Annotated in this window: 23 protein-coding genes; 17 read left to right on the top strand and 6 right to left on the bottom strand. The window is 67.3% G+C overall.

Annotated elements, in window-relative coordinates; genetic code table 11:
• The first annotated feature begins 2 nt into the window (after window positions 1-2).
• The 10 genes from QRM96_RS05935 to QRM96_RS05890 all read left to right on the top strand — a co-directional run bounded on the left by QRM96_RS05935 (window position 3) and on the right by QRM96_RS05890 (window position 8,737).
• On the top strand, window positions 3-374 hold the full coding sequence (locus tag QRM96_RS05935; protein WP_285318821.1) for a nuclear transport factor 2 family protein: 372 nt from the start codon (window positions 3-5) through the stop codon (window positions 372-374).
• 33 nt (window positions 375-407) lie between these two features.
• Window positions 408-1,184, top strand: a complete 777-nt coding sequence (locus tag QRM96_RS05930) for a TIM barrel protein (RefSeq protein WP_285318820.1) — start codon at window positions 408-410, stop codon at window positions 1,182-1,184.
• Entirely contained in the window at window positions 1,181-2,740 is a 1,560-nt protein-coding gene (gene carA, locus QRM96_RS05925; protein WP_285318819.1) for a c-glycoside 3-oxidase CarA, read from the top strand. Before QRM96_RS05930 ends, carA begins: the two co-directional genes overlap by 4 nt.
• Before the next feature lie 64 nt (window positions 2,741-2,804).
• Window positions 2,805-3,200 carry a C-glycoside deglycosidase beta subunit domain-containing protein gene (locus tag QRM96_RS05920; RefSeq protein ID WP_109044134.1) on the top strand — a complete coding sequence of 132 codons (396 nt, stop codon included), beginning with the start codon at window positions 2,805-2,807 and terminating at the stop codon, window positions 3,198-3,200.
• Window positions 3,197-4,300 (top strand): sugar phosphate isomerase/epimerase family protein, encoded by a 1,104-nt coding sequence (locus QRM96_RS05915; RefSeq protein ID WP_285318817.1) that lies wholly within the window; start codon window positions 3,197-3,199, stop codon window positions 4,298-4,300. The genes QRM96_RS05920 and QRM96_RS05915 overlap by 4 nt, the downstream gene beginning before the upstream one ends.
• Window positions 4,301-4,320: 20 nt before the next feature.
• The gene (locus QRM96_RS05910) at window positions 4,321-5,346 is read left to right on the top strand and encodes a sugar phosphate isomerase/epimerase family protein (protein WP_109044132.1); all 1,026 of its coding nucleotides are present in this window, start codon (window positions 4,321-4,323) and stop codon (window positions 5,344-5,346) included.
• A 10-nt stretch (window positions 5,347-5,356) separates the two neighbouring features.
• Window positions 5,357-6,127 (top strand): nuclear transport factor 2 family protein, encoded by a 771-nt coding sequence (locus tag QRM96_RS05905; RefSeq protein ID WP_285318816.1) that lies wholly within the window; start codon window positions 5,357-5,359, stop codon window positions 6,125-6,127.
• A 9-nt stretch (window positions 6,128-6,136) separates the two neighbouring features.
• Window positions 6,137-6,535, top strand: coding sequence for a C-glycoside deglycosidase beta subunit domain-containing protein (locus QRM96_RS05900; protein ID WP_109044130.1), 399 nt, complete (start codon window positions 6,137-6,139; stop codon window positions 6,533-6,535).
• Window positions 6,532-7,719, top strand: coding sequence for a Gfo/Idh/MocA family protein (locus tag QRM96_RS05895; RefSeq protein ID WP_206073858.1), 1,188 nt, complete (start codon window positions 6,532-6,534; stop codon window positions 7,717-7,719). The genes QRM96_RS05900 and QRM96_RS05895 overlap by 4 nt, the downstream gene beginning before the upstream one ends.
• A gap of 13 nt (window positions 7,720-7,732) precedes the next feature.
• The gene (locus QRM96_RS05890; RefSeq protein ID WP_109044129.1) at window positions 7,733-8,737 is read left to right on the top strand and encodes a sugar phosphate isomerase/epimerase family protein; all 1,005 of its coding nucleotides are present in this window, start codon (window positions 7,733-7,735) and stop codon (window positions 8,735-8,737) included.
• 64 nt (window positions 8,738-8,801) lie between these two features.
• Here the strand turns inward: QRM96_RS05890 and QRM96_RS05885 are convergent, their stop codons facing one another.
• A complete protein-coding gene (locus QRM96_RS05885; protein ID WP_285318814.1) occupies window positions 8,802-9,791 on the bottom strand; it encodes a restriction endonuclease subunit R in 990 nt (329 codons plus the stop codon).
• 70 nt (window positions 9,792-9,861) lie between these two features.
• Here QRM96_RS05885 and QRM96_RS05880 point away from each other — a divergent pair, with 70 nt between their 5' ends.
• Window positions 9,862-10,275 carry a C-glycoside deglycosidase beta subunit domain-containing protein gene (locus QRM96_RS05880; protein WP_109044127.1) on the top strand — a complete coding sequence of 138 codons (414 nt, stop codon included), beginning with the start codon at window positions 9,862-9,864 and terminating at the stop codon, window positions 10,273-10,275.
• Window positions 10,276-10,302: 27 nt separating this feature from the next.
• Here the strand turns inward: QRM96_RS05880 and QRM96_RS05875 are convergent, their stop codons facing one another.
• A complete protein-coding gene (locus QRM96_RS05875) occupies window positions 10,303-11,565 on the bottom strand; it encodes an ROK family protein (RefSeq protein WP_109044126.1) in 1,263 nt (420 codons plus the stop codon).
• Between the two features lie 106 nt (window positions 11,566-11,671).
• On the opposite strand from QRM96_RS05875, the gene QRM96_RS05870 reads away from it, so the two are divergent.
• The 6 genes from QRM96_RS05870 to QRM96_RS05845 all read left to right on the top strand — a co-directional run bounded on the left by QRM96_RS05870 (window position 11,672) and on the right by QRM96_RS05845 (window position 18,627).
• A complete protein-coding gene (locus QRM96_RS05870) occupies window positions 11,672-12,712 on the top strand; it encodes a Gfo/Idh/MocA family protein (RefSeq protein ID WP_285318812.1) in 1,041 nt (346 codons plus the stop codon).
• Window positions 12,709-13,518: a hypothetical protein gene (locus QRM96_RS05865; protein ID WP_285318810.1), complete on the top strand. Its 810-nt coding sequence runs from the start codon at window positions 12,709-12,711 to the stop codon at window positions 13,516-13,518. The genes QRM96_RS05870 and QRM96_RS05865 overlap by 4 nt, the downstream gene beginning before the upstream one ends.
• Window positions 13,519-13,676: 158 nt before the next feature.
• Window positions 13,677-15,170 (top strand): MFS transporter, encoded by a 1,494-nt coding sequence (locus QRM96_RS05860; protein ID WP_285318809.1) that lies wholly within the window; start codon window positions 13,677-13,679, stop codon window positions 15,168-15,170.
• 16 nt (window positions 15,171-15,186) lie between these two features.
• The gene (locus QRM96_RS05855; RefSeq protein WP_285318808.1) at window positions 15,187-16,755 is read left to right on the top strand and encodes a GMC oxidoreductase; all 1,569 of its coding nucleotides are present in this window, start codon (window positions 15,187-15,189) and stop codon (window positions 16,753-16,755) included.
• A 55-nt stretch (window positions 16,756-16,810) separates the two neighbouring features.
• Entirely contained in the window at window positions 16,811-17,773 is a 963-nt protein-coding gene (locus QRM96_RS05850; protein WP_109044121.1) for a LysR family transcriptional regulator, read from the top strand.
• A gap of 71 nt (window positions 17,774-17,844) precedes the next feature.
• Window positions 17,845-18,627, top strand: coding sequence for an SDR family NAD(P)-dependent oxidoreductase (locus QRM96_RS05845; protein ID WP_109044120.1), 783 nt, complete (start codon window positions 17,845-17,847; stop codon window positions 18,625-18,627).
• A gap of 62 nt (window positions 18,628-18,689) precedes the next feature.
• Here QRM96_RS05845 and QRM96_RS05840 read toward each other — a convergent pair whose 3' ends face one another.
• Genes QRM96_RS05840 through QRM96_RS05825 form a run of 4 tightly spaced genes read right to left on the bottom strand, consistent with a single transcriptional unit; the run spans window position 18,690 to window position 22,906 of the window.
• Window positions 18,690-19,685, bottom strand: a complete 996-nt coding sequence (locus QRM96_RS05840) for a Gfo/Idh/MocA family protein (RefSeq protein ID WP_285318806.1) — start codon at window positions 19,683-19,685, stop codon at window positions 18,690-18,692.
• A 13-nt stretch (window positions 19,686-19,698) separates the two neighbouring features.
• Complete coding sequence (locus tag QRM96_RS05835) at window positions 19,699-20,700, bottom strand: fumarylacetoacetate hydrolase family protein (protein WP_285318805.1); 1,002 nt, start codon at window positions 20,698-20,700, stop codon at window positions 19,699-19,701.
• 11 nt (window positions 20,701-20,711) lie between these two features.
• Window positions 20,712-21,785 (bottom strand): amidohydrolase family protein, encoded by a 1,074-nt coding sequence (locus QRM96_RS05830; protein ID WP_285318804.1) that lies wholly within the window; start codon window positions 21,783-21,785, stop codon window positions 20,712-20,714.
• The gene (locus tag QRM96_RS05825) at window positions 21,782-22,906 is read right to left on the bottom strand and encodes an FAD-dependent monooxygenase (RefSeq protein WP_285318803.1); all 1,125 of its coding nucleotides are present in this window, start codon (window positions 22,904-22,906) and stop codon (window positions 21,782-21,784) included. The genes QRM96_RS05830 and QRM96_RS05825 overlap by 4 nt, the downstream gene beginning before the upstream one ends.
• Window positions 22,907-22,924 lie beyond the last annotated feature (18 nt).

Here is a 22,924-nt window from a genome sequence, read left to right as displayed (position 1 = left end):
GCATGAGCGGCAACCGCGAAGCGTTTGAACGCTTCGTGGAGATCTTCTACACCCAAAAACGGGTGCGGGAAGCCTTCGAGTTCCTTGTTGCCGATGAGTACAAGCAACACAATCCCACCATCCCGGACGGTCCGGAGGCCGCCATCCGGATGCTCACGCCGAAGTTCGACGGTTCACCGGACTCGCGCTTCGAGGTCCAGCGGATCCTCGTTGACGGAGACCTGGCCATGGTGCACGTCCGGGCATCAGGACCCGGGCGTCCCGACGCCGCCGTCGCAGATATCTACCGCTTCGAAGCCGGGCGCATCGTGGAGCACTGGGATGTGCTCCAGCCCGTCCCGGACCACCCGGTGCACGACCACCCCATGTTTTAGCCACCCCCTTTCCAAGAATTCCAGGAGACAGCCATGTTCCAGCTCGCACCCAATATCGACCTTTTGTTCTCCGAAGCAGGCGACAGCGCCGCAGACCGCGTACGCGCGGCGGCCGCGGCAGGCTTCGATGCCGTGGAAATGTGGGGTCCCACCGGCAAGGACATCCCGGCTCTCAAGGCGGCACTTGAGGAAACCGGTGTCCAGCTCACCGCCCAGCTAGCCGAGCCCCGGATGCAGTTCATGATTCCGCCGAAGAACCACGAGCCCTTCTACGAGGGCCTCGATGCCGGCGTAAAGGTGGCACGGGAACTGGGCTGCCCGCGGATCGTCGTAGGCAGCGGCACCGGCTTCGGCGGACGCAAGCGGCAGGACCAGCTCGATGAACTCATTGAGATCTTCACCAAGGGCGTTGCGCACATCGAAGGCTCCGGGATCACCCTTGTCCTGGAGCCGGTCAACATCCGGGTGGACCACCCCGGGGCGTTGCTGGACCGGACCTCCGAGGCCGTGTATGTCGCCAGGGGAGTGGACTCGCCCAACTTCGGCGTCCTCTACGATCTCTACCACTCAACAGTGGAACGGGAGGACGTGGCGGCTGAGCTCGCCAACGCGGGCCGGCTGGTCAAGTACGTCCAGGTTGCCGACGCGCCGGGCCGCGGCGAACCGGGATCAGGTTCAATCGACTGGGCCGCCAGGCTCACCGACCTGCAGGACAGCGGCTACGCCGGCCCCATCGGGCTTGAGTACTACCCCACGATTGAGTCCGCCAAGTCTGTCCGGCGCATCCAGGAACTGGCGGCAGGACGGTGAGCACCAGCCGCTACCCCGCCTCTGTCGATGTAGCCATCGTCGGCAGCGGGCCCACCGCATCCGCGTACGCCCGCATCCTCAGTGAGCGGGCCCCCGGCGCCAGCATCGCCATGTTCGAGGTGGGACCCACGGTCAGTTCTCCGCCGGGCGCCCACGTCAAGAACATCGAGGACCAGGCCCGCCGTGCAGCGGCCCAACGGGCTTCGGAAGGCCCCGGCCCCGGGGCTGAGACGGTCAATTCGCCCGGCGCCGTGAAGAGCGGCGAACGGCGCGCCCGTCCCGGAACGTATCTGCTGCAGGACGGCTACGCCTTCCCGGGCGAGGACGGCATGCCCGTCGCGGCAATGTCCAGCAACGTGGGCGGCATGGCCGCCCACTGGACCGCCGCCTGCCCGCGCCCCGGCGGAAAGGAACGCATTGGGTTCCTGCCGGACTTGGACCAGCTGCTGGACGAAGCCGAGCGCCTCCTCGGCGTCACCACTTCTGCCTTTGAAGCGGCACCGTTCTCCGGCCTCGTCCACGATCGGCTCGCGGCCGCCGTCGACGACGGCCGCAGCCCGGCCTTCCGCGTCCAGCCCATGCCCCTCGCCGTGCACCGACGAGCCGACGGCCGTCTTGTATGGTCCGGATCCGACGTCGTGATGGGTCCTGCCACCCGGGATAACCAGCGGTTCGACCTGTTCGACGAGTCCCTGGTCCGGCGGGTCCTGGTTGAGGGCGGCCGCGCCGCCGGGGTCGAGGTGGAAGACCGCCGGGGTGGCGGCACGCACCGGATTGCCGCGCGCTATGTGGTGGTGGGCGGTGACGCCCTGCGCACCCCCCAACTGTTGTGGGCTTCCGGGATCCGGCCGGAGGCCTTGGGCCGTTACCTCAATGACCAGGCCCAGGTGGTGTTCGCCACCCGGCTGCGCGGCGTCAGTGCCGAGGAGGGTCGGTCCAGTGCGGACGGAACCCTCAGTGAGCAAAGCGGAGTGACGTGGGTGCCGTACACGGATGAGATGCCGTTCCATGGCCAGATCATGCAGCTGGATGCTTCACCCATCCCCCTTGCCGACGACGACCCGGTCGTTCCCGGATCGATTGTGGGGCTGGGGCTGTTCTGTGCCAAGGACCTCCAGCGGGACGACAGGGTCGCCTTCGACGACGCCGCCGTGGACAGCTATGGGATGCCTGCCCTGCGCATCCACTACAGCCTGACCGACAAGGACCGGGGGGTGCTTGAGCGGGCCAAGGAGGAGATTGTGCGGCTCGGCAGGGCTGTGGGAGAGCCGATCGATGAGCGGCCGTTCGTCCTCCCGCCGGGTGCCTCGCTGCACTACCAGGGCACCACGCGGATGGGGCAGTACGACGACGGCGGAAGCGTGTGTTCTCCGGACAGTGAGGTCTGGCAGGTCCCCGGCCTCTTCGTGGCCGGCAATGGCGTGATTCCCACCGCCACGGCGTGCAACCCCACCCTGACATCGGTGGCGCTCGCGGTCCGCGGCGCAGCGAAAATCGCGGCGGAACTCGCCGACGCTTTACTTATGTCTGATTCAGACAATAGAATGACTAAATAATGAATAAGCGCACGTTGCCGCTATTCCGATGCCGGCAAGGCATGCCGCAGACAAGGAGGTCTCGATGATCGCCGACCGCATAATCGAGCAAGGAACACTTACCAGCCAGGACGGCCGCGCCGCCGTCGAGGTCCGCATTCCCTGGTACCGGGCCCTCCCGGGATCATGCATCGCCGGGGCCGCCCTCACCATTGACGGTGTCGCCGCACCGGAGGAATCGCTGCGCTGGACCATGAACAACCGCACGTTCAGCTTCGGGGAGCTCGTGGACCAGACCGGCGAATGGTGGTTCCCGCTGGACTCCGCCGTGCTGTCCGGGGACCTTCCCGTCGATCCTTCCAAGGCTGGGCACGAGGTGCGGGTGGACCTGAAGCTCTACATTCCGTACATCATCACCGACCACGGCGTGCTGCACATCGAAGAGCACGACACCAAGACCATGAAGGTGGCACAACGATGACCAGCCTTGGCACGCCCATCCAGGGCGTCACCCTCTACAGCTTCACCCGCGCCTTCCACGGCCGGCAATACGATCTCGACGGCCTGATCCGCAAAGTGGCGGCCGAGGGCTTTGGACCCGGGCTCGAAGTCATTGGCTTCTCCAGCCTGCGCGGCTTCCCCGACCACGTCGATGACAATTTCGTGGGGCAGTTCCGGGACCTTGTGGCGGAGGTGGACCTGGTGCCCACCTCGCTCGCCGTCAACGTTGACACCGGAATCCGCCGCGACCGGCTCATGAACCACGATGAACTGGTCGAATACATGCGCAAGCAGATCGAAGTGGCAGCCAGGCTCGGCTTCCCGATCGCCCGGGTTCAAATCTCCCTGACACCCGATGCCATGGAGAGCCTCCTTCCCGTCGCAGAAAAGTACGGCGTCACACTGGCGCTGGAGGTCCACGCCGACCAGCACGGGGCACACGAACGCGTCCTTGCGTTGCGCGACCGCTACGAGAAGCTCGACTCCCCGCTCCTGGGGTTCACCGCAGACTGGGGCGCCACCGTCACCGGCTTCGCCCCTTCGCTGTTGGAGGCCTACCGCCGCCGCGGAGCATCCGAGGACCTGCTCCAGCAGGTGGTGGACCTGTGGAACGGTTTCTACGCGGAAGGACCGCCCAACACGCAGAAAGTCCACGGCGAGCGGTTCGGCGCCTTTATCGGCCTGGCCGCACGCAACGGCCGCCCGGACCTGGGCATCGACTTTGCCATCAATGGAACCGGCCTGTTCGGCCCCGCGCCGCTGGACACCTGGCTGGAAATCATGCCGTGGGTCCGGCACGTCCACGGAAAGTTCTTCGGCATCGACGAGAACGGCGAAGAGCCGTCCGTGCCTGCGCGCGGCCTTGTCCGCCAGTTGGTGGAGAACGGCTATTCCGGTGCGATTTCCAGCGAATACGAAGGCTGGCACTGGAACAACTGGCAGGACCCGTTCGACATCATCCGCGGCGAGCAGGCCGTCCAGCGCTCCGCCGCTGCCGACGCCGGCTCAGCCATGGTCACCGACGCCGCCGAAGCGCGACGCATCCTCAACAGCCACCTCGCCCAGCCCGTCCGCGGCTGACACCGAAGGGATCACAGAACATGTCAGAAGGAATCGCAGGCTCCGGCATCGAGCTTGGCATCACCCTTTACTCACTCACCTCCGAATTCGCTGCCGGGCTGTACACCCCCGAGACCCTGATCAAGGCCGTCGCCGACGAAGGCCTGGGCCCCGGCGTCGAATTCAACATCGCGCAAATGCTGCGCACCTATCCCGACGTGGATGACGACTTCGTGAAACTGTGGCGCGACAGCATGGACCGCTACGGCCTCACCCCGAGCGCCGTCGGCACGAACCTGGACATGGGCCGGCGCAAGGACCGGGACATGACGCCGGACGAGGAATTCGACTTCTTCGCCAGGCAACTCAAAACCGCCAACACGCTCGGCTTCAACAAGATCGTGATCCGGTCCGCCGGCAAGGAACTGCTGCGGCGGCTTCTTCCCCTGGCCGAAAAGTACGACCAGAAGCTGGGCTACGAGATCCACGCCCCCCAGGGCCCCAACGATCCGAAGATCCTGCAGATCCGGGAGATGTACGCCGAACTGGACAGCGACCGTCTGGGTTTCACCGCCGACTTCAGCTCCACCATGCACAGCCTCTCTCCCACCCTGTTCCGCACGCTGACCCAGATGGGCCTGCCGCAGGAACACTTCGCCGTCATGCAGGACATCTGGCGCAAGCCCCTGCCCATGCAGGAACGCAACCAGGAATTTGAGGACTACCTGCGGGAGAACAACTTCGATCCGGCGCAGCTCGGTCCCTTCACCCGGCTCGCCTTCAACATGCACGGCCTGGTTCCACCGGAGGAATGGCTGGACATCATGCCGCAGATGTTCCACGTCCACGCCAAGTTCTATGACATCGACGGGGACGGCAACGAGCCCGCCATGGACATTCCGAGGATTGTGCGCCAGTTCGTCAAGGGCGGCTACCAGGGCTTCCTGTCCAGCGAGTGGGAGGGCCACGCGTTTGCCGACCTGGGCGAATCCGACCCCATCGAGCTCGTCAAGAAGCAGCACGCCCTCATGCGCAAGGCCATCGAAGAATCAGTGGTTCCCGCCTAAGGAGAATTCAATGCCTGCGATCGACACCGACCTCCCTGCCGAGGTGGACCGGCTCCGCGCCGACCTTGGCGAAGCGCTCCGGTTGGCGCGCCGGGCCAACGACCGGGGGGACATCGAGAACCTGTTCAACCGCTACATGTACCTCCACAATGCGTTTGAGGATGAGCAAATCATCCCGCTCTGGGTCAAGCCGGGCACCCCGGGGGTACGTGCCCGGTACACGAACGCCGGGCAGTACACCGACTACGACAGCGTGATCCGGTACCACCAGGGCCGCCCCAAACCCGTAGGCAAGCTGATCCTGCACTACACCACCACTCCGGTCATCGAAGTGGCGGCCGACGGCAAGACCGCCAAGGGCGTCTGGATCATGACCGGCAACGAGTCCGGCCTGACCGACCCGGACGTGGCCAAGGAGAGCCCCGACTACATGTACTCGCCGGGCGAAGTCCAGGGCAAGAAAGTCTGGGCCCACTGGGTCTGGTGCAAATACGCGGTGGACTTCCTGCGCCAGGACGGCGAATGGAAGATCTGGAAGTTCCGCTGCTACGAGTTGCTGCGGGCACCCTTCGAGGAAAACTGGATCAGCTTCGCCGAGAAGAACCAGCACGCTTTCGCCCTGGACCTCATGTACTTCGGTGACGACGGAAAGCCCGTCTTCATGCCGCCCGCGGACCAGCCGGTCCCGAGCGAGTACCACCCCTACAGTCCGTCCGCCCGGCAGACGCTGGAACCGCAGCCGCCGGCACCCCACCAGACTTTCGTCGAGACCTTTGAGTAAGGACTAATCATGGCAACCCATAACTCCCTTTTCCAGGACGCCGACGTCCGCCGGCACCCGGAAGGCATCTCCGTAGCCGTCCAGCTCCCGTGGTACCGGAGTCTCTGGCTGTCCGCCGTGGACGACGTCGCGGCAACCGTCAACGGCGTGGAAATCTCCAAGGAATCCCTCCGCTTCGAACTGCAGGGCCGTTCCTACTCCATCGCGGAGCTTCCGGAGCAGTGGGACACCCTGTGGTTCGTGGCTGACAAGCCGGACATCATCATCCCGCTGGACCGTGTTCCCGACGCCGGCGAGGAAATCGACGTCGAGGTCATCCTGACCCTCCGCCTCCTCTACATGCAGATCGCTCCAATGCGGTACGTGGGGAACCGGGTGGCCGTGGACCGAAAGGTTGTGCTGGCATGACAACCCTGCGCGTGGCCATGATCGGGTACGGGTTCATGGGCGCTGCGCATTCCCAGGGCTGGCGCACGGCTCCGCGGGTGTTCGACCTTCCCGCCGAGCCGGACATGGCGGTCATTGTCGGCCGGAACGCCCAGGCGGTGAATGAGGCGGCGCGGAAGTGGGGGTGGGCTGAGGCGGCCACCGACTGGCGCGACGTGATCGCGCGGGAAGACATCGACGTCGTCGACATTGTCACCCCAGGGGACTCCCACGCCGAGATCGCCATTGCGGCCCTGGAGGCGGGAAAGCACGTCCTGTGCGAGAAGCCGCTGGCCAACACCGTGGCCGAAGCCGAAGCAATGGCCGAAGCTGCGGAAAGGGCCGCCGCACGCGGCCTTCGTGCGATGGTGGGGTTCACCTACCGCCGCGTCCCCGCGGTAACCCTCATGCGCAATCTCATTGCCGAAGGTGCGGTGGGAACAGTCCGCCAGGTCCGGGCCTCCTACCGGCAGGACTGGCTGGTTGACCCGGACATGCCGCTCGCCTGGCGCCTGCAGAAGGAACACGCCGGATCCGGTGCGCTGGGCGACATCGGAGCCCACGCCATCGACCTCGCCCAGTTCGTCACCGGCCTCACCCTCCGCACGGTCTCCGGCGTGATCGAGACCATCGTGAAGGAACGGCCGCTGCTCGAATCGGGCGCGGGGCTGTCCGGAACCGCGGGTGCGGGATTCGGCAAGGTCACGGTGGATGACATCGCCATTTTCACCGGCCGCTTCGAATCCGGCGCCCTGGCCTCCTTCGAGGCATCCAGGTTCGCGACCGGCAGGAAAAACGCCCTGCACATTGAGGTTTCCGGGGACAAGGGGGCCCTCGCCTTCGACCTCGAAGACCTCAACAGCGTCCAGTTCTACGACCGGACCGCTTCCCCGGACCGCCAAGGGTTCCGGAAGATCCTGGTCACCGAGCCGGAGCACCCGTACCTGTCCGGGTGGTGGCCCGCCGGCCACATGCTCGGCTACGAGCACGGGTTCTCGCACCAGGTGAAGGATCTGGTGGAGGGCATCGCCAACGGCGCCCACCCGCAACCGACCTTCGCCGAAGGGCTGCAGGTGCAGCAGGTGCTGGAGGCCGTTGAACGCAGTTCTGACAATGATTCCGCCTGGACACGGGTCGCCGCCGGCGTGCCCGCCCCGGCAGCATAGGGAGGAGACATCCGTGGCACGACCGATCACTTTGTTCACCGGCCAGTGGGCCGACCTGCCCTTCGAAGAAGTGGCCCGCCTCGCCGGCGAGTGGGGCTATGACGGCCTGGAGATCGCCTGCTGGGGCGACCATCTGGATCCGTGGCGCTGGGATGATGATGCCTATGTTCAGGGCAAGCTGGACATCCTCGAACGCAACGGCCTGAAGGTATGGACCATTTCAAACCATCTCAAGGGCCAGGCAGTGTGCGACGACCCGATCGACGAACGGCACCGGGGTATCCTGCCGGACGTGGTGTGGGGCGACGGCGACCCTGAGGGCGTCCGCCGGCGCGCCGCCGAGGAGTTGAAGAACACCGCGCGGCTGGCCGCGAAGCTTGGCGTGAAGACGGTGACGGGCTTTACGGGATCGTCCATCTGGAAGTACGTTGCCATGTTCCCGCCGGCCACGGAGAAGATGGTCGACGCCGGCTACCAGGACTTTGCCGACCGGTGGAACCCGATCCTGGACGTCTTTGACGAGGTGGGCGTCCGGTTTGCCCACGAGGTGCACCCGTCCGAGATTGCCTACGACTACTGGACCACCCGGCGCACCCTGGAGGCGATCGGGCACAGGGAAGCCTTCGGGTTGAACTGGGACCCGAGCCACATGGTCTGGCAGGACATTGATCCCGTGGGATTCCTGTGGGACTTCCAGGACCGCATTTACCACGTGCACTGCAAGGACACGAAGAAGCGGCTGGTCAACGGACGCAACGGCAGGCTGTCGTCCCACCTGCCGTGGGCCGACCCGCGCCGGGGCTGGGATTTTATTTCCACCGGCCACGGCGATGTGCCCTGGGAGGACGCGTTCCGGATGCTTAATTCGATCGGCTACCGCGGACCGCTCTCAGTTGAATGGGAGGACGCAGGCATGGACCGGCTGGACGGCGCGCCCGAAGCGCTTGAGTTTGTCCGCAGGCTTTCCGGCTACGAGCCATCTGCGGCCGCCTTCGACGCCGCCTTCAGCACCAAATAGCAAAGCCAAACACAACGGCCGGCCCGGAAGTTTCCGGGCCGGCCGTTGTGTTGTGTTCGCAGGCTCAACCACCCGTGGAAAGGACTGCCTCCGCCAGGGCCAGGTGCCGCCGCGTCATCTCGGTGGGATCGTCCTGCAGCCACTCGTGGCCGCCCCACTCGCTGGTCAGCGTGCCGGTGAAGCTGCTCCGGCTGAGCAGGGCGGCAAGGTCCCGCAGCGGCTGCGAAACCCGCCCGCCGTCGTCGTGCAGGTCCCAGAACTTCAGGTGGAAGGCCCCCACCAAGGGCATGATGCCCTGCAGGTCTCCTGCTTGGCTGCGGCCGAAACGGATCAACAGGTTCATGTAAAGGGTGTGGATCCGCGGCGGCACCTGCCCCGACCGGAGCAGGGCCGTGACGGCGTCGAGGGTGGCGGGATCCAGCCAGTCGTGTTCCAGGCGTGCCAGGAGGTCCGCGGGAATGCCGCCTTGGCGAAGTTCGCCGAGGTAGGTGGGGGGAAGGGCGGGCATGAGCATGCTGATGTCCACGAGCACCCGCACGTGGTCATCCGCCAGCGCGGCAATCGCCTCCAGTGCAGGGTCGACGCCGGGGCTCCCCGGGGCCTGCCGCCCTTGGATTTCCTCGTACAACACCAGGTCCAGCCGGTGCAGCAACGGTTGCAGCAGGGTGAGCAGTTCTGGCCCTGCCTGGCCGATCGGCAGGCGCACTCCGTGGGCTCCCACCCGGTGCGCAGCGTGCAGTTGGGGCACCAGGAAGTCCAGCCGCTCCTTCTGGGACCGTCTGGTGCCGGGGGCGGTGAAGTCGTCCAGGCTCGCCCCGACAATGCTGATGCGGGCCCCTTTCGCCGCCAGGGACTCCCGGAGGGCGTCCACCTCATCGTCCTGCGGAGCGGGAAAGGACCGCCATACGAGCCCCGGTTCGAGCTCCACCGTCCGCACCGAGTCCGCAATGCCGGAAACGATGTCCCTGGCCGTCCGCCGGGCGGCCACGATGTCGGGCACCCAGTTGAATGAGCTGGCGCAGAGGGTCCAGCCGCCGGGAATTTCGTTAGCCATGGCTCTCTTTCCTTTAATGCACTTAACTGACAAACTTATGTCAGTTTCAGGATAAAGGAAGGGTGTTGGATTGGAAACCGCTTTACGTGACGATGCGCTGACCGCCGTTCCCGCTGGTTTCGAGCTCCGGCTCGGTTTGCCGTGGATCCGTTCGATGCCGCTCTCCAGTGTGGCCGGCCTGGCTGTGGAGGTGGATGGAGTGCCGGTGGCGGCGGACCGGGTGTCGGTGGTGCTGGGTGCCAGGCGCGTGCCTGCCGAGGCCTTGCGGGCCGAGCCCGGCTGGTGGTTCATCCAGGACAGGCTTGTCCTGGCGGTCCCGCAGGAAATCTCCGCCGGCGCCCACACCGTCGCTGTCGATTTCACCCTGATGGTGCCTTACCTTCAGGCACCATCAGGGTCTGCGCTGGTACTCCCGTTCCGCGTTGAGGCCCGGCTGGCTGTACGTCCTGCCGTGGTGCCGGGCGTTTCCCGCGACGTGGCGTGAGCGGCGCTGCCGGACGGGAATGCCAGGTCAGGCCGGCACTGCCGTGCGTTCGGGGGATGGCCGGCCTTCGGCAAACCAGCGCGGGAAGGTGACGTCGAACAACTGCTCGCGCGCAAGCTCGGCTCCGCCGCGCAACGGTTCGCGCTCGTCGTTCACGGACAACGTGATGGTGAGGTCGCGGGTGGCGAGGGGCAGTGACAGCTCATACACGCGTTGGCGTACCTCGGCCAGGAACACCTCGCCTGCGGAGGCAATGGCACCGCCGATGACAATGACTCCCGGGTTGAACATGTTGACCAGGGCTGAAATGGTCTCGCCGGCTACATGGGCGGACTTCTGGACGAGTGAGATGGCGAGCGAATCACCGGCCTGTGCCGCGAGCGTGATGTCCTCCAGCGTCAGTGCCCGCTCTTTTGCCCGGCCGGCCAGGGAAGTGGTGACGCCTTCCTTGATGGCCTGCTCTGCGTCCCGCACCAGGGCCCATCCGCCGGCCACGGCTTCGAGGCATCCGACCTTGCCGCAGCGGCACTGCTCGTTGGAGTCGGAAACCCGGACGTGGCCGATGTCCCCGGCAGCGCCGTTGGCACCACGGTGGATCCGGCCCTTGGACAGCAGGCCGGAGCCGACCCCCGAGCCGATCTTGCAGTAGATCAGGTCCGTGAGCATGTCGCGACGGCGGGCCCGCTCACCAAGCGCCAGCAGGTTGGAGTCGTTATCCACCCATACCGGCGCGTTGAAGCGTTCCTCGAAGGGCGTCCGGACGTCGAAGCCGTTCCAACCGGGCATGATCGGCGGAGCCACGGGCTGTCCTGTGGCGAAGTCCACCGGTCCCGGGAGGCCAACCACGACGCCCCATACCGGCACGGGAGGATGATGCTTGAGCACATCCTCAACAAGGGCCATGACGGCATCGATCGTCTTCTCCGGTCCCTGGGCGATGTCCCAGCTGCGGTGTGCGTGGTCAATGATGTCGCCGTCGAGCGCCGCGAAGCCAACCCTGATGTGTGCCGCGCCGAGGGCGCAGATGACAATCCGCCCCTGTTCTGAGCGAAAGCGGAGGGTCCGCGGCGCGCGGCCTCCGGACGAGGCTCCGAAGTCGCCGTCACCCAGGAATCCAATCGCGATGGCCTGGTCTACCCGCTGGCTCACGACGCCCCGGCCCAGCCCGGTAACCTTGCCGATTTCCGGCCGGGTGGTTGCCTCGCCTGTCCGCACCAGGTTGACGATCCGCAGCAGGCTGGTCACTTCGTCCGTTTGTGCTCCGAAACGGAGGGTGGAGTCTGTCGTCATGGCACCAATTCTCACACATTGCACGCGACTAAGGCGCGAAATCAGATCAACTATGGCTAAAAATTCGCCAACTTATGAATAATAGAGACATAAGAAGGGGGCGACGATGCCTTGGAAAATAGGGATACTCGGAGCCGGACCTGGCGTTGCGGCCCTTCATTTGCCGGTGTTGCGCGGGCTCCCGGATCTGTTTGATGTGGTGCATATCGCCGACGCCGGAAGTGGCCGTTCCCGGGATCTTGCTGAACCGTGTGGTGTGCGCTGGTCCAGCGGGGATCGGGCGCTGCTGGCAGACCCGGAGGTGCAGGTGGTGGCTGTCTGCAGCCCGCCGTCAGAACACGCCCGCCATATCCTGGCGGCAGTGGCGGCCGGCAAGCGGGCCATCTTCTGCGAAAAGCCCCTGGCCACCACCAAGCAAGATGCCAGCCGCGCCATCGATGCCTGCCGGGCGGCCGGCGCCATCCTCCTAGTGGGCACAAACCACGTGTTCGATGCAGCCTGGGGCCGCGCCAGGCGCCACCTTGCTGCGCTCGACGGCGGGGTGCGGGCCGTATCGGTCACTTTGGCGCTTCCGCCCAACGACAGGTACCACCGGCTCGTGGCGGAAGGCGGCCCGTTCCAGGCCGCAGCCCACGGCCGCCCGGACCTGGGCGATCCGGCGGTGGCTGCAGGAGTCCTGCGGCAGCTGCTGATCGGGCTGGCCATCCATGACCTGCCTGCGGTCAGGGACGTCGCACCAGGCGTGGACGAGGTTGTCTATGCACGGCTCGCCCCGCCCATCGGTTACCTGGTGGGGTACCGGGCAGGCAGTGTCCTGGTCCAACTCGCCCTCACCATGCTTCCGGAAGGCCCTGACGCCTTTTGGCGCATGGCCATCGCCACCTCCCATGACCGGATCGAGGTCACCTTCCCGCCGGCCTTCGTCCATGCGGGAAGCGCCGTCATCAATGTACGCGCGGACGATGGACAGTGGACCGGATACGGGAGGGATCCCGTGGATGGCTATGTGGCTGAGTGGCGCGCCCTGGCCTCGCGCCTTGAAGCGGGGGTCCCGGTGGAGTACCGCGAACTGCTGGCTGACGCGCACCACGCAGTCGACCTGGCTGATGCTGCCGCCGCAAAGATCCTCGAAGCGGGCCGGCAGTGACGCCGCTGGGGCCCCGTGCCGGCGTCTTTACCCGGTCGCCCGCGTACGTGGCGGCCGCGGCCGGGCTTCCCGCCAGTGCCAGGCTGGCGGATGACGTGTGCGGTGCTGTTGCCGTCATCCCCGGCTCCGGCAACTGGTGGGCCGGGCTGCTGGATGCCCGGGACGAGGGAGCGGCGGCGGTGGTGATCGCGGATCCCGCGGCCCTGCCCCGGGAGGTCTTCGCAGCGGGCACCTGGTCCGGAGATATCCCGGTGGTCGTCGACCGCCCCGGCCTCCGCGCCGACATGGTGGCGAACGCGGTCCGGGCGCGGCGCGGGACCCTGCCGAGGGTGGTCACCGTGGAGTGCGCCGCCCCCGCCGCGCTCCTGGATGCCGTGATCCGTGACGGCCTCGGCTGGGCCCGGACCCTGACAGGTTCCCAGCTGACCCTCCGGGCGGGTATGGCGGCCGCGCAGGGCGTCCTGGCACTGCTGGATTCTCCGGTGGCCGGCGGAAGCCGCATTCCGTCCACCCTGGTGGGCACCGCCCTCGAAGGACCCGCCGCGGGCGGCTTGATCCAGGTCCTGGCCTTGGGCGAGGTCAGGACAGAGGTTGCCATTGACCATGCTGCCGGCCGGGTCAAGCTGGAGACCTCGACGGTGGAGGGGGCGCTGAGGGCGCCGGAGCGCTACGAGGCTCCGGCCCGGCTGGCCTTGCGCCGCGCCATCGAAGCTGCCTCGAGCGGCAGGGAGGTGGCTGACCTGCAGGAATTGCTGGAAGACCAACGGCTGGCGCACGACGTGGCGAGCGCGCGGGCGGCCCAGTGACTCCGTCGATTCCATGCAATCTTTTGTTGTTTTTAGACTTAAGTGGTTGTAGGGTGGGGAGTGGCGCCGGGGTCCCATCCGGACCCGTTCCCCGTCGTGTTGGTGCGCCGGGGGCACACCACGTCGCGTCGACGGTCCGATCGTTCGGACAGACCACTATGCAACTATCACCTGTAAAGCTTCGCCTCCTCACCACCTCCCTGCTCACTGTCTCGTTCCTCGGGGCACTGGACCACACAGTGGTCTCCACATCCCTTGCCACCATTTCCGGAGAGCTGGGTGCCCTGCAGCTGATGAGCTGGGTGGTGGTGGGCTACACCCTGGCCAGCACGGTGCTGCTGCCCGTGCTCGGCAGGCTCGGCGATGTCCTCGGCGCCCGGCGGATCTTCCTTGTTTCCCTGGTGATGTTCCTGGCCGCATCCCTGGCTTGCGGTTTTGCCACGGACATCGCGTGGCTCATTGCCGCCCGTGTCCTCCAGGGCATGAGCTCGGCGGGCCTGCAGCTCATGTCGCAGACCATCATCGCCCGCGTCACCACGCAGCGGGAACGGCCCCGCTACATGGCCATCATCGGGGCGGCTTTTCCCATCGCCATCCTGGTGGGCCCGGTGGTGGGCGGTGCCATCACCGATTACTGGGGCTGGCAGTGGGTCTTCTGGATCAACATCCCGGTGGGTGCCGCCGCGTTCGCCCTGGCACTGGTGGCCGTTCCCCACCTGGAGCCGGGCCCGCCACCCCGGCACTTCGACATCGCCGGCTCCGCCGTCTTTACCTCCGCGCTGGTGGCGCTCGTCCTTGCCGCCTCCTGGGCCGCGGAAAGGGACAGCGGCCCTGCGGCCGGAAGCGCGCTCGCGGCCAGCATCGCGGGCTTTATCGCCTTTTTCCTGATCGAGCGGCGGGCACCTGAGCCCATCATTCCGCTGCATTTCTTCGCTAACCGCACCATTGCTGCCGGTACGGCGCTCTCGGCGATCATCGGCGTCGGCTTCTTCTCCATCACCGCCTACCTGCCCACCTACTTCCAGATGGCCTATCGGACCTCGGCTACGGTGTCCGGGCTGGTTCCCATCGCCACCGTCTTCGGCATGCTGATCAGCAACCTCCTCACGGGCTGGCTGGCCAGCCGCACCGGGCGTTACCGGATCTTCCCGGTCGGCGGAACGGTGCTGGGAGCCGTGGCCCTGCTGGTGATGGCGCTGCTCCCGGCCGGCCTCCCGCTGTGGGCGCCCATGATCGTGATGGGTGCCGTGGGCCTGGGCACCGGGGCGTTCATGAGCCTCATCGTGGCCGTGGTCCAGGGCGCCGTCCCCGCAGGCCAGACCGGCACCATCACCGCAACCATCAACCTGGTCCGGCAGGTGGGATCAACCGTGGCGACGGCGGTCATCGGCGGCGTCATCGGCTCCGGGGTGGCGGCCCTCCTGCCGGCAGGGCTGGACGCCTCCACCCTCACCCCGCAGCAGGTTCACCAAGCGTCACCGGCGGTCCAATCCGACGTCGCCCAGATCTACTCGTCCGTCTTCACACCCATCTTCATTGCCCTTGCCTGCGCCTACGCCCTGGGCATCCTGGCGGCAGTACTGCTCCCGCACGGCCGCCTGTCCGACGAACCCGTCCCCGCCCACGCACCTTCCGAAACCCTCCCGGCCTGATCTCAAAGGAGACATCATGTCCAACCCCACCATTGCCGTCGTCGGCAGCGGACCTATCGGTTCCACCTACGCCCGCCTGTTGCTGGAGCAAGTCCCCACCGCCCGGGTGGTGATGTTCGAAGCCGGGCCGCAACTGACAGCCCTTCCCGGCGAGAGCGTCCGGAACATCCCGGACCCGGCCAAGAAAGCACGCGCCCGGGAAATGTCGCAGGGGCCGCAGGCCGGGGCGTTCCGGGAGTCCCTCGGCATTCCGGCAGCAACAGTCACCGAGGGCATGTTCACCGCGCGCCAGGGCACGCACCTCCTGGACTTCGGCGGAGAAGGGTCAGCGCACGCCCCCTCGTTCCCGGCGGCGGCTGCCGCCACCAACGTTGGCGGCCAGGGCGCGCACTGGACCTGCGCGACGCCGTCGCCCGCGTTCAGCGAAAAGATCCCCTTCATCGCCGACGACGAGTGGGACGGCCTGATTGAAGAGGCCAAGGGTCTCCTGCACGTCCACAGTGCAGCCTTCGCAGACTCCAAGGTCGGCGAAGCCATCCGCTCCCTCCTGGACGAAGAGTTCGGCGCCGAGCTGCCCGACGGCTACGGGGTGGGCACCCTTCCGGTGGCCGGCGACCCGCAACCCGACGGGTCCGTGCGCTGGGCGGGGGCCGACGTCGTCCTCGGGCCGTTGATCGATCCCGACAACGCGCTCTCACAGCGGTTCGAACTCCGCGATCTCACCCTGGTCCGCCGGGTTGAACTCGACGGAAACCGGGCCACCGGGGTCACCGTGCAGGATCTCCGCACGGGTACGGAGTCCTTTGTTCCGGCGGACGTGGTGGTGGTAGCGGCAGATGCCTTCCGCTCGCCGCAGCTCCTGTGGGCCTCGGGCATCCGCCCCCAAGCGCTGGGCCACTACCTGACCGAACACCCGGTGGTGATCTCCACCGTGGCCCTCGACGCCGACAAGATGCTCCGCTTCGCCGCCGAGGGTGACCTTGACGCGGAACTGGCCCGGCGCGCCCAGAATCCCGCCGACCCCGTGGCCGCAGTCAACCGCATCCCCTTCTCCGAACCCGAACACCCCTTCTCCGTGCAGGTCATGTACTCAGAGTCCACCCCGTTCCCAATGGAACCGGGCACCCCGTACTCCGACAACCGCTGGGGCTACGTGAACATGGGCTACGGCATGCGCAAGCATCCCCGCTACGAGGACGCCGTCAGCTTCGACGACCATGAGCCCGACTACCGCGGTTTCCCCAACATGACCATCGAGTACGCACTCACCGAACGCGAAGAGGCGGAAATTGCCCAGGCCACCGACCTGCTGAGGCGTGCAGGCAAAGCCTTGGGCGTCTTTGTGGCCGAACCCCGGCTGATGCCCAACGGCTCCAGCCTGCACTACCAGGGCACCATGCGCATGGGAGCAGCCGACGACGGCAGCTCGGTTGCCGATCCATGGTCCAGGGTGTGGGGTTACGAGAACCTGGTGGTGGGCGGGAACGCGCTCATACCGACAGCCACGGCCATGAACCCCACGCTCATGAGCGTGGCCATCGCCGTCCGCGGTGCCCGGCGCGTCGCCCGAGAACTGGGATCCTGAAGCGCGCGCGGTCCGGCGGCGGTTCCGGGCGCCCCGGCGCGGCTAACCTGTGGGTATGAAGAACCTGGACCTGAACCTGCTGCCCCACCTGCAGGTCCTGCTGGAGCTGAGGAACATCACCCGGGCCGCTGAGCGCCTCCAGCTCAGCCAACCTGCCACCAGCGCGGCCATGGCCAGGCTTCGGCGCCATTTCGACGACGAACTCCTGGTCCGCAATGGCCGCACCTACGACCTGACGCCCTTCGCCCAGTCCCTGGTCCCGCTGGTTGATGAAGCCATGCTTCACATCCAGCGGGCCACCCGCGTGCGCTCCGGGTTCGATCCGGCGTCCAGCGAGCGGGAGTTCGTGATTGCCGCCTCCGACTATGCGGCGGCGCTGATCGTGGGCCCGCTCCGGGGCATCCTGCGGGAGGAGGCGCCCGGGGTCTCCGTGGATTTCGTTCCCACGTCAAAGTCCGGGATCCAGGGCCAGATGGCTGACTACTCCAAGATCGACCTGCTCGTCGGGCCCACCGGGTACCAGATGCAGGGGGCCAGCCGGCAGCTCTTCAGGGACAGCTTCATGGCCGTTGCCGACGCCGGCAACCCCTTGCTCCAGCAGCCCCGCCTTACCCTTGCCGACCTGGCCAAGGTGCCTCACGCCGTCGGCTATTTCGGGGAGGGCATCAGCACTCCCGCGGACAAATTGTTCGAATCGCGCGGCATCCAGCGCCGGGTGGCCGCCGTGGTGGGCGGGTTCCTGTCGCTGCCCCTGCTGGTGGAGGGAACGGACCTGGTGGCGCTGGTGCCCGGGATGCTGGCGGCCCGGGCCCAGCGCGGCGCCAACATTGCGGTGCTTCAGTTCGACGACGATGCAGAAGCGTCCCTGGTGGAGGCCATGTACTGGCACCCCTCGCAGGCGGAGGACCCTGCCGGTGTCTGGCTGCGTTCGGTGGTGCAGCGCTCCTGCGCCCGGCTGCACGAACTCTTTCCCGCCGCCGCCCACCCCCTGACCATCCACGAGGCGGATACCATCTAGACCCAAGACGGCGTTCTGCGCCGGGCCGGTTCCTGCGAAAGTCGAAGAAACATGCTTTCGGAAGGAACCCCATGCCCGTTTCCAGCCAGCGCCTGGCCGGCAAGACCGCCGTTATCACCGGAACGGCCAGCGGCCAGGGCAGGGCCGCGGCGCTAGCGTTCGCTGCGGCCGGTGCCATGGTGCTGGGCTGCGACATGGACGACGACGGCGCGGCAGCCACGGTCGCGGCGGTCACGGCAGCCGGGGGCCGCATGGGCAGCAGCCGGGTGGACCTGACGGACGAGGCCGCCGTAGCCGCCTGGGCCCGGGAAGTCGCGGAAGCCCAGGGGCAGGTCCATATCCTCTATGCCAATGCGGCCATCACACGGTTCGCTCCCGTGGAGCAGCTCACGTACGCCGACTGGAAGTGGAACCTGGAGCACGAGATGGACGTGGTGTTCCTGCCCGTGAAGTACTTCTGGCCGCAGCTGATCGCCGCGCGGAACGCCGCCATCGTTTTGGTGGGTTCCACCGCCGGGGTGACGGGCTCCATGACCAATGGCCGGTTGGCGCACACCGCCACCAAGGGAGCCGTGGTGGCCATGACCAAACAGCTGGCGGCCGAAGGGGCGCCGCACGGGCTGCGTGTCAATGCCGTCAGCCCAGGGATGGTCCGCACCGCCGCCACCGAGGGCAACCTCCTCGCACCCGACCACCCCATGCGGACCATCGCCGGCAGCATTCCGCTGGGCAGGATTGGCGTGCCGGAGGAAGTGGCCGCCTGCGCGCTGTTCCTGGCGTCCGACGAAGCGTCCTACGTGACGGGAGCGAACCTGATGGTGGACGGCGGCTGGTCGGCTGTGCTGCCGGGCTGACAGATGGGCTGCTGGGGCACGGCATGACCGTGGCGAAGGTGGGGTGCCAGTTGGGCGTCACCTCAGCGGGGCTGCAGCCCCGCTGCGCGGTAGACGTCGTCGACGAGGGCCATCGTGGCCGTGGCGTGCGCTGCCGTGAGGGGTGACGGGCCATCGCTGGCGAGCACGTCCACGAGGTGCTCAAGCTGGGCGACGTAACTCGATTCACCCTCCATGGCCTTTTCGTCGATGAGCAGGTTCTCGCCGGCGGCGACGCGCAGCGTGGCTCCCCACTGCGGAACGATGACGCTTGTCGCGTGCAGGGTGGCTGCGGAGCCGACGATGGTCAGCGACATTTGACCTTTGTCGTCGCCCAGGAACGAGGCCCGGACCCGTGCTCTGATGCCCGTCTCGAACGCCAGCACGAAATCGGTCTGCATATCGACGCGGGGATCGCCGTCGTACAGCCGGGCCGACGACGATACGACGTGCGCCTCGCCCCATGCCGCCCGCAGGAGGTCGATGGCGTAGCAGCCGACGTCCATCACGGCCCCGCCGCCCAGGTCGCCGTTCAGCCTGATGTTGCCGGGCTTCACCACAAAGTGGGGGATGCTGAAGTCGATCGAGGCGTCGTCGATGTCGCCGAGCACACCCGATCCGATCACGTCGAGCAGCCGCTGGGTGAACGAGTGAAGTCGGTAATGGAATCCGACGAACGCCGAGCGACCGGTGGCCTCGGCAGCGTCGGCAATGGCCCGCGCGTCGGTTCCGTTGGCGGAGAGCGGCTTTTCGCAAAGAATGTGTTTGCCTGCGCGCAGCGCGGCGACCGCCCACTGCGCATGGGCCGTAGGCGGGAGTGCCACATATACGAGGTCGACGTCGGGATTCGCCATCACGCTGGCGTAGTCACCGGCCGCCTTAATCCCGAACCGGTCGGCAAAGGCCCGGGCGCGCTCAGGGTCGCGGGAGCCGACGGCGATGACCTGCACACTGTCGACGAGGGTGGAGGGTTCCACCATGGCCCGTTCGGCGATGCCGCCGGTTCCAAAGATGCCGACCCTCAACGGTTGACCTGTCATTCTCAGTTCTCCTTTAGGGGGAGGCCACGGGGGCCGGCTGGATGCTGCGGGTGCGCGGCCGGGTCCGGGCAGGCACGCGCGTCACGGCTTCGCGCCGGGAGCCCACGGTGTTCTCGATGGTGCCGATCCCCTCCACGGTCATCCGGACCACGTCACCGGTTTTCAGCGGCGGGGGAGTCTGTGCCCCGTTCCGGCCCCAGAGCTCGGCCAGGCAGCCGCTGCCGCAGGTGCCGGAGCCCAGCACGTCCCCTGGCCGCACCACGGAATCCTGCGACGCATAGGCCACCAGTTCGGCGAACGGCCAGCCCATGTTGGAGAGCAGGTCCTGCCCGATCAGCTGCCCGTTGACTTCGACGGACATGGAGATGGGCAGGAAGCCCTCGGCGTCGTGCAGGGCCTCGAATTCGTCGGCGGTGACGATCCAGGGCCCCAGCGTGTTGGCAAAGTCCTTGCCTTTGCACGGACCCAGGCTGACTTTCATCTCCCGGCGCTGGAGGTCCCGGGCGGACCAGTCATTGAGCACCGTGTAGCCGAAGATGTGCCGGTGGGCTTGCTCGGCGTCCAGGTTCCGTCCGTCGCTGCCGGGAACGCGCCCGACGACGGCGGCAACCTCCGTTTCGAAGTCCAGGTCCGTGCAGCCTGCGGGAATCCCAATCACCTCGCCCGTACCGGTGACGGTGTGCGGGTTGGTGAAGTAGAACGTGGGTGCCTCGTACCATTCGGGCACTACGCCGGCCACACCGTCGATGCTTTTCCGCACTCCCTCCACGTGTTCCTCAAACGCCACGAAGTCCCGGATGGTGGCCGGTTCCAGTGGGGCCAGCAGCCGCACCTCCGCCAGCGGTACGGGTGCGGCCGATGCGGTGACTTTTCGGGCAAGGTCGAGTGTCTCCTGCAGGCCGGCATCGAGCAGTGTCTGTACGGACTGGCCTGCCGGCAGCGCGTAGCAGTGTTCGCCGTCCACGAAGCCGGACCGCGTCCCGCCGTCGTGGTTCCAACGGGCAATCTTAACCATGTGGGTGTTCCTTAGGCGTTGGGGCGGGTGGCCAGGGCGGCTGCCGCGGTGATGCCCAGGGCCCGTGCGTTGCCGCCCAAGACCCGTGTCTCGTCGTCGGTCGGGAGTGCGGCGGCTTCCACCTCGTCCACCGGAAGGTCGGACCCCATGTCGAACGGGTAGTCCGAGCCGAGCAGCACCTGCTCCGGCCCGGCGGCGGCAAGAAGGGCCCGCAGTTCAGCCGGGCTGTGGACGAGGGAGTCGAAGTACAGCTTCTTCAGGTAGGACGACGGCGGCGCGGCGCACCCGTGTGCCTCCGGACGCACTTTCCAGGCACGGTCCGACCGGCCCAGCGTCGTGGGCAGGTAGCCGCCGCCGTGGGCGGCCAGGACCTTCAAGGCGGGGTGCCGGTCCAGGACACCGCTGAAAATCAGGTGGGACAGGGCCACGGCGTTCTCGGCCGGCTGGGACACGGTGTTGGCCAGGTAGAAGCGGTCCAGCCGCTCATCCAGCGAGCAGCCGAACGGGTGCAGGAACACCACGGCGCCCAGCTCTTCGGCGCGGGTCCAGAACGGTTCCAGCCGGGGGTCCGAGAGTTCAACGGTGCTCCGTTCCGGGTCCCCGGGGGTGGCGGCGAAGGACCCGATTTCGACGCCCAGCAGGCCGCACTCCAGGACGGCGTGTTCCAAGGCGTCCACCATCAGGCCCGGGTGCTGGAGCGGGACCAGGCCCAACCCGTTCAGCCTGCCCGGCGCGCGGTCCACGAACCCGCGCACCGCCTGGTTTGCGGCCCGGGCGAGCTGAAGGGCCAGATCCTCCCCGGCGAAGTAGTAGAAGTGCGACGGCGACGGCGAGACCAGCTGCACGTCCACGCCCTGGGCGTCCATGTCCGCCAGCCGGCGGTCCAGGTCGGTCAGCTGCGGCCAGCGTTCCTTGATCATCCGGCCCGAGGCGGCCATGGATTCGGGTCCGTTGCGGCGCACCTCCAGGGCCTGCTGGGCGCCGAAGCCCTCCGGATCGGCGTCGGCCACCAGCTGCTGGAGGGCCGGCAGCAGGATGTGGGCGTGCACATCCACCGTGGGGTTCGGGCCGGGACGGGTGCTCATGCCGGCTCCTTCAACATGACGGACAGACCGTGCATCAGGCCGGGCACATCGGCGTCGCGGACGCCGTCGAGCATCCACTGGCCCAGCTGGGCCGAGGCGTTCACCACTGCCGTGGCGCGGTCCAGCCGGCGGTCGCTGAACTCCTTGAACAGAGTCTCGGTGACGTCGTCGGCCTTGATCAGCAGCTCGGCCAGGACGGCGGCGTCCTCCAGGGCCATGGCGGCACCCTGTGCCACCGTTGGGGGGCAGCTGTGCGCGGCGTCGCCGATGATCACCGTGCGGCCGCGGTTCCAGGGTCCGTTCACCAGATGGGTGGTGAACCACGTGTAGTTGATGCGGGCACTGTGGTCCAGGTTGGCGCGGATCTCGTTCCACGGCCCGCCATAGGCTGCTGCGAGTTCGGCCATGATGCGGGGGCCGTCCTCGTGCTTGCGTTCCTGGGCCTTCTCCACCAGGTAGGCGTAGATGGTGTCCGGGCCGGTGGGGCAGTAGCCGGCAATGAAGCAGGGGCCGCCGTAGGTGAGGTCGGTTCGGACCACCTCCGCCGGCCGTTCCACGAACGCCCGCCAGATGCCCATGCCGGTTGGATGGGGTTCCACGTCGATGCCAATGGCCTTGCGGACGGCCGAGTGCAGGCCGTCGGCGCCGATCAGGAGGTCGTAAGTGGCCGTGCCGCCGTCGGCGGTGCCCACGGTGACCGAACCGTCGTCGTCCGTGATGCTGGTGACCGTCCGGCCGTAGCTGATCCGGGCACCCGCCTGTTCCGCACGTTCACGGAGGATGGCTGTAAGGTCCGGCCGGTACATGCCCATGGTGGCCGGGAGGTCGTCGCCGCCGGTGCGGATGTCCTCCAGGACGGCGAGCACCGTGCCGGCCGGGTCCGGGGCCCGCAGGCCGAGCGTGCTGAAGGCGTAGCCCTTGGCCTCCACCTGGTCCCAGACGCCGAGCTGGCGGAGGACGCGCAAGGCGTTCCCCTGCAGCGTGATGCCGGACCCAAGGGTCTGCGGGGCGTCTGCCTTCTCGAGGACTTCCACCCGGATTCCGGCGTCGGCCAGGAGGATGGCGGCGGCCAGCCCCGCGGCTCCCGCCCCCACGATTCCGACGTTCTGTACTGCTGCCATCGCTGACTCCTTTGTATT

It is taken from the genome of Pseudarthrobacter sp. lyk4-40-TYG-27 (assembly GCF_030209295.1).
Taxonomy (GTDB): Bacteria; Actinomycetota; Actinomycetes; order Actinomycetales; family Micrococcaceae; genus Arthrobacter.
The sequence above is the reverse complement of the archived record's forward strand: the minus strand, read 5'-3'. Positions and strand labels throughout refer to the sequence as shown.